The organism is Wenjunlia tyrosinilytica (assembly GCF_014646055.1).
Classification (GTDB): Bacteria; Actinomycetota; Actinomycetes; order Streptomycetales; family Streptomycetaceae; genus Wenjunlia; species Wenjunlia tyrosinilytica.
The window spans coordinates 32,762-44,961 of sequence record NZ_BMMS01000020.1; the positions used below are offsets into that span (position 1 = coordinate 32,762).

General features: G+C 70.2%; 10 protein-coding genes. 8 read left to right on the top strand and 2 right to left on the bottom strand.

Going from position 1 to position 12,200, the window contains the following annotated elements; translation table 11 throughout:
* The first annotated feature begins 57 nt into the window (after positions 1-57).
* From IEY86_RS22280 to IEY86_RS22300, 5 genes are read left to right on the top strand one after another with little or no spacing between them, the layout of a single operon-like run.
* Positions 58-1,026: an ABC transporter permease gene (locus IEY86_RS22280; RefSeq protein WP_189133578.1), complete on the top strand. Its 969-nt coding sequence runs from the start codon at positions 58-60 to the stop codon at positions 1,024-1,026.
* Entirely contained in the window at positions 1,023-1,925 is a 903-nt protein-coding gene (locus IEY86_RS22285) for an ABC transporter permease (protein ID WP_229698665.1), read from the top strand. Before IEY86_RS22280 ends, IEY86_RS22285 begins: the two co-directional genes overlap by 4 nt.
* Positions 1,925-2,953 carry an ABC transporter ATP-binding protein gene (locus tag IEY86_RS22290; protein ID WP_189133579.1) on the top strand — a complete coding sequence of 343 codons (1,029 nt, stop codon included), beginning with the start codon at positions 1,925-1,927 and terminating at the stop codon, positions 2,951-2,953. The genes IEY86_RS22285 and IEY86_RS22290 overlap by 1 nt, the downstream gene beginning before the upstream one ends.
* Positions 2,950-3,963 (top strand): ABC transporter ATP-binding protein, encoded by a 1,014-nt coding sequence (locus IEY86_RS22295; RefSeq protein ID WP_189133580.1) that lies wholly within the window; start codon positions 2,950-2,952, stop codon positions 3,961-3,963. Before IEY86_RS22290 ends, IEY86_RS22295 begins: the two co-directional genes overlap by 4 nt.
* Positions 3,964-4,000: 37 nt before the next feature.
* A complete protein-coding gene (locus IEY86_RS22300) occupies positions 4,001-5,947 on the top strand; it encodes a prolyl oligopeptidase family serine peptidase (RefSeq protein ID WP_189133581.1) in 1,947 nt (648 codons plus the stop codon).
* A gap of 799 nt (positions 5,948-6,746) precedes the next feature.
* Here the strand turns inward: IEY86_RS22300 and IEY86_RS22305 are convergent.
* Positions 6,747-7,652 carry a LysR family transcriptional regulator gene (locus tag IEY86_RS22305; protein ID WP_189133582.1) on the bottom strand — a complete coding sequence of 302 codons (906 nt, stop codon included), beginning with the start codon at positions 7,650-7,652 and terminating at the stop codon, positions 6,747-6,749.
* A 137-nt stretch (positions 7,653-7,789) separates the two neighbouring features.
* On the opposite strand from IEY86_RS22305, the gene IEY86_RS22310 reads away from it, so the two are divergent.
* From IEY86_RS22310 to IEY86_RS22320, 3 genes are all read left to right on the top strand, one after another.
* Positions 7,790-8,608, top strand: a complete 819-nt coding sequence (locus IEY86_RS22310) for an inositol monophosphatase family protein (protein ID WP_189133583.1) — start codon at positions 7,790-7,792, stop codon at positions 8,606-8,608.
* Positions 8,609-8,649: 41 nt separating this feature from the next.
* The gene (locus IEY86_RS22315; protein ID WP_189133584.1) at positions 8,650-9,246 is read left to right on the top strand and encodes an NADPH-dependent F420 reductase; all 597 of its coding nucleotides are present in this window, start codon (positions 8,650-8,652) and stop codon (positions 9,244-9,246) included.
* A gap of 234 nt (positions 9,247-9,480) precedes the next feature.
* Positions 9,481-9,924: a hypothetical protein gene (locus tag IEY86_RS22320; RefSeq protein ID WP_189133585.1), complete on the top strand. Its 444-nt coding sequence runs from the start codon at positions 9,481-9,483 to the stop codon at positions 9,922-9,924.
* A gap of 211 nt (positions 9,925-10,135) precedes the next feature.
* Here IEY86_RS22320 and IEY86_RS22325 read toward each other — a convergent pair whose 3' ends face one another.
* Positions 10,136-11,923, bottom strand: a complete 1,788-nt coding sequence (locus tag IEY86_RS22325; protein WP_189133586.1) for a hypothetical protein — start codon at positions 11,921-11,923, stop codon at positions 10,136-10,138.
* Positions 11,924-12,200 lie beyond the last annotated feature (277 nt).

The window sequence follows — 12,200 nt, forward strand, 5'->3', positions numbered from 1 at the left end:
GGCCGACACCTGCCCGGGCCCGCCCGGGCTCTCCTCCACTAGCGCCGGGGACGGCACATGCTCAGATTCGTCATACGGCGGCTGGTGTACTCGGTGCCGGTGGTGGCCGCGGCCTCGCTCATCCTCTTCTGGGGGGTTCGCTCGACGTTCGACCCACTCGCCAAGCTGCGGCAGGGCCACGACGCGGGAGCGTTGCGGCGCGAGGTGGCCAGGCTGGGCCTCGACCGGCCGGTCCTGGAGCAGTACGTGCTGTGGATGAAGGCGTTCGCCACCGGAGGCTGGGGCACCAGCACCCGAACCGGCGGCGACGTCAGGGCGATGATCGGGTCGGCGCTCGCGACCACCGTGCAACTGGTCTTCTGGGGTGTCCTGCTCGCGACGGTCCTCGCCCTCGGCATCGGCGTGTACTCGGCCGTGCGGCAGTACTCCGCGGGGGACTACGTGCTCACCGCCCTGTCCTACCTCGGGATCGCGATGCCTGCGTTCTGGTGCGGGCTCATCCTGATCCAACTGCTCGCGGTGTGGCCGAAGGAGCGGTTCGGGCTGGCCGAGCCACCGCTCTACTTCGTCGGCCTGCACTCTCCGGGGCGAAGCGGCTTCGACATGGACTACCTGCGGCATCTGGCCCTGCCTGTGATCACGTTGACGATCAGCCTGATCGCGAGCTGGTCGCGGTTCAGCCGGGCGTCCATGTTGGAGGCACTGTCCAGCGACTACGTGCGCACGGCCCGGGCCAAGGGCGTGCCGTCACGGCAGATCTTCGTCCGGCACGCCCTGCGCAACTCGCTGGCGTCGTTTGTGACCGTCGTCGCGCTCGACTCGGCGATCCTCTTCGGGGGCCTGGTGGTGACGGAGCAGATCTACGCGATCCCCGGGATGGGGCGGCTGTTCCTTGCCTCGATGCTGGCGGGCGACGTCTTCGTGCTCATCCCGTGGATGCTGATCGTGGCGCTCGCCACCGTCCTGTTCAATCTTGCGGCGGACCTGGGGTACGCGCTGCTCGACCCAAGGGTGGTGCTGAGGTGAGCGTCCAACGAGCCCCCGTCGGCCCGGTGGCCGAGACCGCCTCCGCGCGGCGGGACTTGAGCGGGCGACGGATCGTCGCCAAGCGGTTCCTGCGGCACCGACTCGCCGCCGCGGGCACTGTGGCGCTGCTCGCACTGGCCACGTGCTGCTTCGGCGCGAGCTGGATCGCCCCGTACCCGCGCAACGCCCAGGATCTGCTGACCGGTGCCCGGCAACCGTCCATCGCGCACTGGCTGGGCACCGACGACCTGGGACGCGACTACCTCAGTGAGGTGCTGTACGCGGGTCAGGTCTCCCTGTCCATCGGGCTGTGCGTGGCCGTCCTGTCGACCGCGCTCGGCACGCTCGTCGGGGCCATCGCCGGTTTCACAGGCGGCTGGGCCGAGGAGGTGATCATGCGGGTGACCGACCTGTTCCTGATCGTGCCTGGCATCGCCGTGCTCGCCTTGGCACTGGAAGGTCTTGGCCCCTCCCCCGTCACGATCGTGCTGGTCCTGACCGGGCTGGGCTGGACCGTGATCGCCCGGGTGGTGCGCTCGCAGGTGATCAGCCTGCGGGAGAAGGAGTTCGTGGAGGCGGCCCGGGTCATCGGAGCGTCGGGGGTACGGATCATCACCAGGCACCTCCTGCCGAACCTCGTCGGCGTGATCGCCGTCAACATGTCCCTGGCCGTCGCCGGGGCGATCATCCTGGAGTCCACGCTCAGTTTCCTCGGGTTCGGCATCCAGCCGCCCCAGTCAAGCTGGGGCAACCTGCTCACCCAGGCCGCGAGCCTCGTCGGCACTCCCAAGGCGTACCTGCTGTACGCGCCGGGCGCGGCGATCCTGCTCACGGTCCTGGCCGTGAACTTCGTGGGCGACGGGTTGCGGGACGCCTTCGACCCGCAGGGGAGGAAGTGATGGAGGCGGTCTCCCACACCGAGGTGGTCTCCCACACCGCGAGCCCACCGGAACTGCTCCGTGTCCGCGACCTGACGGTCGAGTACCGGACCGACTCGGGGACGGCGGTCGCCGTCGAGGGCCTGTCGTTCGACGTGGCCGAGGGACAGACGCTGGGCATTGTCGGAGAGTCGGGCTCGGGCAAGAGCGCCGCGTCCATGGCGATCATGGGGCTCCTGCCGCGTTCCGCCCGGGTGACCGGCTCGATCCGTTTCCGCGGGCGGGAACTGCTCAGCCTGGCCGACAGCGAGTTGCGGGAGATACGGGGACGGCGGATCGCGGTCATCTTCCAGGACGCGCTCGCCGCGCTGAACCCGATGATGACGGTCGGCGCGCAGATCGCCGAGGCAGTGCGCGTGCACGACCCGTCGACGAGCAGGGCCTCCCTGGTCGAGCGGGCCACCGAACTGCTCGACGTCGTCGGCATCCCCTCGCCCGCCACCCGCCTGGGCCAGTACCCGCACGAATTCTCCGGCGGGATGCGGCAGCGGGTGATGATCGCCATGGGCATCGCCAACGAGCCGGACATCCTCATCGCCGACGAGCCGACGACCGCCCTCGACGTGACCGTCCAGGCGCAGGTGCTCGACGTCATCCGGCGGGTGCAGGAGCGTACCCGCACCTCGGTCATGCTCATCACCCACGACCTGGGTGTCGTCGCGGGTCTCGCCGATCGGGTCATGGTCATGTACGCGGGGCGCAAGGTCGAGGAGGGACCGGTCGAACCCGTCTTCTACGAGCCGTCGCACCCGTACACACGAGGGCTCCTCGCGGCGCTTCCCCGGATCGACCGGCGCACCGCCCGGCTCACGCAGATCCCGGGCCGGCCTCCGCAGCCCGGCGAGCGGCCCGCCGGATGCCCCTTCCAGCCCCGCTGCCCCCACGCGGAACCCGCGGTGTGCGGCGACGCCGGCACTGTGCCCGTCGCCGTCGCGGACTCGCACTCCACGGCCTGTGTGCGAGTGCACGAAATCGGAGGGGACCGATGAAGGCTCCAGTGGTGAACGCGCAGGCGGTGGACGGGCCCGCGGTGGAGGCCAGCGGGCTGGTGGCCGAGTACCGGATCCGCCGCCGCCCCGGGCAGGGCCGGGCGACCGTCCAGGCCGTCTCGGGGGTCGACTTCTCCATCGGCCGCGGACGCACACTCGGCCTCGTTGGGGAGACCGGCTGCGGCAAGAGCACGCTCGGTCGGTGCCTGGTGGGGCTGGTGACCCCGGTCGCGGGGCGGGTGACGCTCGACGGCACCGATGCCGCGGCCGCCGGACGCGGAGCACGGACCAGGCTGCGACGCCAGGTCCAGCTCGTCTTCCAGGACCCGTACTCGTCGCTGAACCCGCGCATGAGCGTCGGCGCGATCCTGGCCGAACCGCTGCGTATCCATGGGCTGCACTCGGGGCGCCGCGACACACGGGTCCGGGAGCTGCTGGAGCTGGTCGGCCTCGACCCCGACCACACGGGGCGGTTCCCGCACCAGTTCTCCGGCGGGCAGCGGCAGCGCATCGGCATCGCCCGGGCGCTCGCGGTCGAACCGCGGATCCTGGTACTGGACGAGCCGGTGAGCGCCCTGGACGTGAGCGTGCAGGCGGGCGTGGTCAACCTGCTCGAGGACCTTCAGGAGGAGTTCGCGCTCACCTACCTGTTCATCGCGCACGACCTTTCCGTCGTCCGGCAGATCAGCGACGACGTGGCGGTGATGTACCTCGGCCGGATCGTCGAGCACGCCCCGGCGGACCGCCTGTACACATTCCCGTACCACCCGTACACCCAGGCCCTGCTGTCGGCGGTACCGATCCCCGACCCGCGGGCGGAGCGTGCCCGCAAGCGGATCGTGCTGCTCGGGGACGCGCCCAGCCCGCTCGTCCCGCCGTCGGGGTGCCGTTTCCGCACCCGCTGCTGGAAAGCACAGCAGATCTGCGCCCTCGAGGCGCCCGCGCTCGCAGACATGGGCGGCGGGCACCTGGCGGCGTGCCACTTCCCGGAGACCCGGGTGGTGACGTGAGGACCGTCGCCCCGCACAGAAGCATGGGAGAACAGTGATGCCTGCAACCGCTCCGACGACACCCCAAGCGGCTCCGGCGTGGCACCGGTACTTCGCGGCCCGCCAGTGCATATCGATGCGGCGAGGCCGGGGAGCGGAAGAGGAACTCGAACTGATGGTCCTCGACGGCCCCGACGGGGAGACCCTGGCCGTCTGGGACACCACCGAGGCCGCCCCGGTCCCGCTGCCCGGGGACTTCGGGGACCCCAAGGAGGCCGTGCTGACCGCGGACGGCGCGTGCGTGCTCGGACTCCGTGACGACAACGGCTCCGAGATGGGCCATGTGTGGGCGGCACCGGCCGGAGCAGGCGCGGGGGCCGTGGACCTCACCCCCGGACTGCCGCCGTACACCCTGCGTGGAATCGACGTGGGCCGCTACGGCTCCCGTGCTGTCATCACCGCGGTCGCCGACGACGGCTTCACCCTCTGGCTGGTCGACAGTGGAGGCAATGAGCAGCCGAGGCGCCTGTTCACCTCCCGCAACGAGGCGTGGAACGGCCTGATCTCCGCCACAGGGGAACTGGCCTGCATCGACACCACGGAACACAACCCCGGGTTCAGACGCTTCGCCGTGACCGTCGTCGACACCGGGACCGGCCGGGTAGTGGCCTCGCTCTCGGACGGGCCCGAGGCACCGGTACGCGCCGTGCGGTTCTCGCCCGTAGCCGGGGACGGCCGCCTGCTGGCCGCCACCGAGCGGACCGGGTACGCCCGCCCCTGCGTGTGGAACCCCGCCGACGGCACCCGTATCGACGCCGACGCGCCCGGCCTGGACGGGGACCTCGTACCGCTGGACTGGTCCGACGACGCGTCACGGGTCCTGCTGGTGCACGTCGACGCGGGAGTCCACCAGGTCATGGAGCTCGACCTCGCCACGGGCGGGCTGTCCCGAATCGAGCACCCTCCGGGCGCGTTCTTCGAACCCGACGTCGCCGCCGCGCACCTGTACAGCTGGGCGTCCCACTACGCCGCCGACGGCCGGATCCGGCTGCTGCACCAGCGCTTCGACCAACCCCTGACGGTCCTGCACGTTGACCAACGCACCGGCGAGGCCCGCCCCGGGTGGCAGCCGCGAGACGTGGGACCGGGCACAGCGGTGGTCTCCCGGACGGTGCGCTCGGCCGACGGCACCGCGGTGCAGTTGTGGGTCGGCCGGCCACCCGGGGCCGATCGGCCGACACCGCTCGTCCTGTACCTGCACGGCGGCCCTCAGATGGCCACCGTCGACCGCTACAACCCCGAAGCGCAGGCCTGGCTCGCCTCCGGGACGGCGTACGCGGCGCTGAACTACCGCGGCTCGGTCACGTTCGGCCGCGCCTTCCGGGAGGGCTTCTTCGGAACGGTCGGCGCCAGGGAGGTCGAGGACATCGAGGCGGCGGTCGGATGGCTGGTCGCGGAAGGAATCGCCGACAAGGAGAACGTCTTCGTCACCGGACCGTCCTACGGGGGATTCCTGTCCCTGCTCGCCGTCGGGCGCCTCCCCGACCTGTTCGCAGGGGCGTTCGCGTTCGTACCGATGGCCGACTGGGTGTCCGCGCACGAGGACATGAACCCCGCGCTGCGCACCGCGTGCCGGTCCTTCTTCCGCGCCTCCCTTGAGGAGGACCCCGGCAGGTATGTGCGGGCATCGCCGATCTCGTACGTCGGGCAGGTGCGCTCGCCGGTGTGGATCAGGCACGCCACCCATGACACCCGCACCCCACCGTCCCAGGCCCACTCCTACGCCCTGGCCCTCGAACGGGCCGGCGGGGACGTCGTCCTGGACTGGTTCAGCGGGGGCCACGAGACAAGCAGCAGGGACATGGCGATCGGTGACCAGCAGCGCATGATGGACCTCGTGCAATCCGCGTTGCGCGGCGAGCGCTGGTCCCGCAGCCGGGTCCGGCCGCCGGACCCGGACCCCGACTCGGCACCCGACCGGGACCCTGCCTGCCGAGACCACTAGCGGCGGCGGGCTCAAGAGGTCAGCGCATCCCCGCTGTTCAGAAGGCCGGCGTAGACCTCGGCAGTGTCCAATCAACGGCCCCGTCTCACATTCGGTAGTGGCGGAGGGTGTCGCTGTCCGAGGAGGACGCGGTGGCGAAGGCGGGCGCGGCACTTCACCCCAGCGTGTTCCAGGCCGGCCAACTCGTGACCACTCCTGCGGGACGCGCATTCCGTACCCCGCGCAGGAAAGAGCCCCTGGCGATGACGCCAGGGGCTCTTCGGGACTGCGACGCTGGACGACTGGGGGTTCCACCCAGCGGCGCTAGTGGTGGTTGAGGAGCTTCACGACCAGTTCCCAGAGAGCTCTCGCTCCGAGGGCTAAGCCAAGCCGTTCTGCGACCTCACGGGTCCGCCCCTTCTGGGCCGGGGACCGTTCCTTGTCCACCATCTGCCCACCTCACCTCCTCGTGATTTGGGCCGGGTCGACCGGTAGATCCGGCGACCCCCAGGACGGCGGATCAATCGGAGGAACCCGGCCCAGCCCACTGATGAGGTAAGGCCCCCTCAGATTAAGCACGAACTCGACTGGTGTCCAGGTCAGTTGTGGTCACTCGCATGCCGGTTCCCGGTCCGGAAAGGCGCCCCGGCCATCGGTGATGCGATCGGACGGCGCATGCAGCAGGCCGACGCCACCGTCGCAGTCACCCACCACCGCGTCAAACGGCCGCCGGTCCCCCCGACTGCGGCAGGAACGCGGTCGGCCGTGCGGCATCGAGGGGTCGCATGGACGTATGGGTGAAGCGGCCGGACTTCGCCGACTACGACGCTGCGCACATGGCCAGCGCGGTTCGCGCCAGCCCGCGCAGCCAGGCGTGGGCGTGGTCGGTGTCGTAGCGCTGATGCCACGACAGGTATATCGGTGCCGACGGCAGTTCGAGCGCGAGGGGGAGCACGACCAGGCCGAGGTCGGCGACCGCTGACCGCGTGGTGGCTTCGGGGACGCTGATCAGGAGATCGGAGCCGCGCGCGAACTCCAGAGCGGCCGCTTCCGTGGGCGCGGACGCCACCACGCGGCGGGTGAGGCCGAGCCGCGCGAGGGCGTCGTCGACGGCATTGCTGAGGTTTCCACGTCGCGAGACGGTGACGTGCTCAGCGGCGGCGTACCGCTTTGCGGTGACGGTCCTGACGCGGGCGAGGGGGTGCCCCTGCCTCACGACGACGACGAGGCGGGTCTCGCCCACGTTCTCGGCACGGATGTCCGGTGCGCTCGGGCGGTTGGCGTTCGCCTCGAGGTCGACCTCGCCGCGCCGCAACTCGGGGGTGTCGATGCTCGATTCCGCGACGAAGCGCAATCGCACGCCCGGCGCCTGTCCGTGCACGGCGGCGAGCAGTGCTGGGCCGCTCAAGGCGACCAGGGAATCGTGCCAGCGGAGTGTGAAAGTGCGCTCCAACGTCCCCAGGTCGAGTTCACGGCTCGGTGCCAGCACCCCCTGGACCTGGTGCAGCAGCTCGTGCACCTGTTCCCGGACGGCGATCGCATACGGCGTCGGGGTCATCGTGCGGCCGGTGCGCACCAGGATCTGATCCCCGGTCGTGCGCCGGATTCGGCCCAGACTCCGGCTCATCGCGGGGGCGGTGACGTGCAGGCGCGCGGCCGCCCCGGCCACACTTCCCTCTTCCAGCAGCGCGTCGAGCGCGGCGAGCAGGTTCAAATCCAATTGCATCTGAGTAATCCTAGCCGTACTTGACATGCATTTGAAGTTAATCAAAAGGCTGTATACCTTCGAGACGAGAGCGCAAGACGGAACGCACGGCTCGGCCCGACCGGCCTCATCACCCCTCCTCACATGGGAGTACCACCATGTCCGAAACGCTTCAGCCCCCTGACGTCGCCGCCTCCGACGCCGACCTGCTCGGCCAGACCGCGATCGCCGTGCGCGCGGCCGGTTCGGCGCTGCACGAGCGCTTCGGCGAGGTGGTCCGCCACCAGACCCGCGAAGAGCTGATGCGCGCGCTCGCCACCAACGACGACACGGCCCTCGACACCCTGCGCCCCCGCCTCACGCGCCTGCGCCCGGACGCCGGCTGGGTGGAGGACGAACTGGACGGCGGGGCGCTGCCGCCCGGCGAATGGTGGGTCGTGGATCCGGCCGAAGGCAACGTCAACCACCTGCACGCCCTGCCGGAGTGGGCGGTGACCGCCACCCTCGTGCGTGAGAACCAGCCGGTGCTCACCGCGGTCCACCTGCCGTTGACCGGCGAGACCTACACCGCGCTCACCGGCGCGGGCGCCTACCTCGACGGCCGGCAGCTGCGCGTCTCCCAGACCGCGGACATCGGCCTGAGCATCGTGGCCACCAGCCAGGCCCGGCCGGACGAGGACGAGAAGGTCGTGCGGCGCGTCGGCTCCTCGATCACCGCGATGCTCTTCGACGCGCTCGTCGTCCGCACCGCCGTGCCCGCGACCCTGCACCTGCTGAACGTGGCCGCCGGCCGGATCGACGCCTTCTGGCAGTTCGCCGGCGCTCGCGCGGACCTGCTGCCCGGGGCGCTGCTCGTCACCGAGGCCGGCGGACAGATCTCCGACGCCGAGGGCCGCCCCTGGACCCCGCGGAGCGAGAGCTTCCTGGCCGCCGCGCCCGGCGTCCACGCCGAGGCCGTCGCCACGCTCTCACGCTGACCGCGCACCACAACCCGCACCCACGGAAGGACCACATCATCATGACCACGATCGCAGTTCTCGGAAACGGCCGCGTCGGCGGCAACCTGGCCACAGCCCTCACCCGGGCAGGGCATGAGGTGACCGTGGCGGACCGCGCGCCGGGCGCCGCCGCCGACGCTGCCCGGACAGCCCAGATCGTCATCAACGCCACCCCGGGCGCCGGCTCGCTGGACCGGCTCGTCGCCCTGCGCGAGGAACTGCGCGACAAGATCCTCGTCGACGTCTCCAACGCCACCGTCGACGGACCGGACGGACTGCCCGCCGACCTGATCCACCCCGGCTCAAGCCTCGCCGAGCAACTCCAGGAAGCGCTCCCCGAAACACGCGTCGTCAAGACACTCAACACCATGCTCTTCCCGGTGATGACCGCGCCGGCCACGCTCACCCAGGCGCCCGACGCCTTCCTCTCCGGCGAGGACCCGCAGGCCAAGCAGACCGTCCGTGAACTGCTCGTCAACCTCGGCTGGCGCAAGGAGTGGATCACTGATCTCGGCGGGATCCAGACCGCCCGCGCCACGGAGGCCGCGATACTGTTCGTACCGCACGTGATTCGGTCCAGTGGATTCGCGCCCTTCGCGATCTCGATCGCCCGCTGATCCGCACGCGGTGCACCGCCCCACCACATCCAGAACGGATACGACAGCGCGGCCAGGGCCAGCGATTCAGCGCCGTACGGCGACCCGTGGCCACCCTTCCCGGGGCCGTCGGCCCCGCACCGAGGAATCGGCCCATCTCACGGCGCAGGCGCTTGCGGAGCTGATCGCGGACCTGCCCGCCGATACCCGCGGCCGCCGCCGACACCGGCCTCACCCTCGCCGATCCAAGTGCGCGTGCGTGTCCATGGCGCCGGCGCCGGACGGCATCAACGGGAGCACAAGCTCGGGAGGCAGGCCGGCAAGCGAGGCATGGGGGTCGGCGTCGCCCTGGGCCTGATCGCGGCGATCCCCACGGGCGGGCTGTCACTGGTCGGAGGTGTGCTCGGGGGCCGGGCCGGCTGCGGGATCATCGGTGAGTTCTTCCACAAGGGCCTAAAAAAAGATGACCGACGAGGACACGGCGCGCATCGCCTGCGAGCTCACACCCTGCTCCGCAACACGATCTACTTCGACGGACACGGAACCGCGCAGGCCCTCATCATCCTCCTGCTCTACCTGGTCATCGCCGGAGCCGCCCTCGGCCTCCTCGACTGGTTCCGCACACCCGAGATTCCCGTGGCACCCGAAACCGAGGCCGAAGCCGCCGCCGTCACCGTCCCGATCGGGGCCGCGCCGTAACCGTGCAGTTCAGGGGTTCGTGGCATCCGCTCAACGGCGGATGTCCCCCGGGCACAGCCGCCCGGCCGTACACGATCCGGGCCACCTGGGCTGGGTTGTCACCTTGGCCACCTTGTGGGCCTGGGGATTTCCGCCCACCCCCTCGAGTATTTGTGCCACAGCGCCGGTCTCGAAGTCCCAGGTGAGCACACCCACCGCTGCGTGACCCGCGTTAGGCGTTGCGGGGTGGGAGGAACGGGCCGATGTCACGCCAGAAGGCCGGGAGGTACGCCACTCCGTTGGATCCTCCGGAGGAGGGGTTGCCGAAGAGCATGATCACGATGACGGTCACGAGTGTTCCGGCGGCTCCGAGGAGCTTTTGCAGTACGGCGGCGGTGAGGGCGACCGCGGCGATGATGAGGGACAGGATGGGCCATACGATCCAGAACTTGTCCGTGGGGTATCCCTGGAGCCATGGGCCGACGATGAGGTTGACCACCATCCCGGCGACGATGCCGAACCCGGCGAGCATCATTCCCCGCCACCGACCGGTGGCCGTTCCGGTCGCCGTCTTGAGCATGGTCGCACTCACGTAGCCACCGATGAGCAGCGGAACCAGCATCAGTGACACGACGATGCCGAAAGGGTCCTTCTCGGCCAGCGGAGTGGGTGCGTACTGCTCGATCTTGAGCGGTTGTCCCAGGCCCTTCGCGGCGGCCCGGAAATGTGCCGCGAGGTCCAGAGGTGCGATGTCGCTCCTGGTGGGAACGACGATCAGGGTTCCCGTGGCCGGGACGAACCCTCCGTAGAGCTTGGCCTCGCCGACCGCCTTCTTCACGGCGGATTCACTCGGGTAGCCGGTGACCTTGAGCGAGAGCCGCTTCTCGACCGCTGTCAGGATCGGGGAGGCCCCGGTGGAGCCGAGGGCGAGGTTGCTCGCGGCGGGCGCGTGCGCTGAACTGATGTAGTTGGCTGTGAACAGGCATTGCATCACCGCGGCGATCGCCAGAGCCACGACGATCCGTAGGGCGTTCTTCGCGGCCGGGGACCTGGCCGCCGAGGTGTCCGTCGCCCCGGCGGACTGTGGCGTGTCAGGTACTGGCTCGGGGCGCCACCGTCCCAGGTAGCCGATGATCGCCGCCCCGGCCAGGGCGTACGCGCCGAGGATGACGGCCGAGGTGGTGATGTTGTTTCCGTCGAAGTACAGGACGTTCCGCATCAGGGTGACGGCGCTCTGCGGCGGGAAGACGGCTCCGATGTGCTGCCAGTAGGAGGGCAGGAGGGACAGGCCCGACCCGCCGGCCGATGCTCCGCCCATCACGATGAACAGGAGCACCACCAGCAGGGTGCCGAGGGCTCCGACGATGCGCTGGATGGCGGCGGACGCCAGGGCGACCGCCGCTGTCACGAGCATGAAGCAGGGCAGCAGCGGCCAGAAGTGGCTGTTGGCGTAGGCGCCGATCCCTGGTCCCGCGATCAGGTCGGTCAGGAGGGCGCCGATCGCCGAGTAGCCGATCAGGATCGCCACGCGCCAGGGCGCGGCCGCTGTCCTGCTGGTTTTGAATACAAGAACGGTGGCCAGGTAGCCACCGATGAGCAGCGGCACCAGGAGCAGGCCCGCGACGGCGCCAAGGGGATCGCTCTGCGGCAGCGGTTTGACCGTCCGTACGTCCATGGGCCTGCCGAGCTTCTTGGCGGCGTCGGTGAACGCGCCCTCGAGTTCGATGCGGGCGAAGAAGCTCTTGGCCGGAACCACGATCAACGTATCGTGCGTGGAGCCGGGGATGTACGCGCCGTAGGCCTTGCTCTGGTTGATCGCGTCGAGCGCGGCGGATTCGTTCGCGTAGCTGATCGTTTCGAGCGACACCTGCGAGGCCACCGCGTTCACGACCTTGGAAGAACCGGTCACCGCGAAGGGCATGTCGCGCGGAACCAGAAGCTGCAGTGCACTGATGAGGCAGAGCGCGAACAGGCTCTGCACGACGAGCACAACCCCGAGGGAGACCACGACCTTCTTCACCGTGCGCACTCCCTTTGGCCCATGCCGGCCAGGCGCCACGAGCCGCGGGCAGCACGGAACCGCTCATGGTGATCGCTCAGCCGTGGGAACGGCTGACCGACCCGCGTGCTGACTGTCCCCATCGCGTCCATACCGGCACGCCAGGGCCTCCCCTCCCACCAAGGCATCCGGAGATGTGCGGCCTGGTGAGGGCAGCAACCGCAGGCTCCAGGGGAAGCCCGCTCGCCCGCGCGCAGGACTCGTAGCCCGACCGTGTGACATGCCCCGCCGAAATCGG

Excerpts from the sequence above, each read along its gene's own strand:
- IEY86_RS22280 (WP_189133578.1), top strand. The coding sequence starts at position 58 with ATGCTCAGATTCGTCATACGGCGGCTGGTGTACTCGGTGCCGGTGGTG.
- IEY86_RS22305 (WP_189133582.1), bottom strand. The coding sequence starts at position 7,652 with ATGCAATTGGATTTGAACCTGCTCGCCGCGCTCGACGCGCTGCTGGAA.
- IEY86_RS22300 (WP_189133581.1), top strand. The coding sequence starts at position 4,001 with ATGCCTGCAACCGCTCCGACGACACCCCAAGCGGCTCCGGCGTGGCAC.
- IEY86_RS22315 (WP_189133584.1), top strand. The coding sequence starts at position 8,650 with ATGACCACGATCGCAGTTCTCGGAAACGGCCGCGTCGGCGGCAACCTG.
- IEY86_RS22290 (WP_189133579.1), top strand. The coding sequence starts at position 1,925 with ATGGAGGCGGTCTCCCACACCGAGGTGGTCTCCCACACCGCGAGCCCA.
- IEY86_RS22295 (WP_189133580.1), top strand. The coding sequence starts at position 2,950 with ATGAAGGCTCCAGTGGTGAACGCGCAGGCGGTGGACGGGCCCGCGGTG.
- IEY86_RS22310 (WP_189133583.1), top strand. The coding sequence starts at position 7,790 with ATGTCCGAAACGCTTCAGCCCCCTGACGTCGCCGCCTCCGACGCCGAC.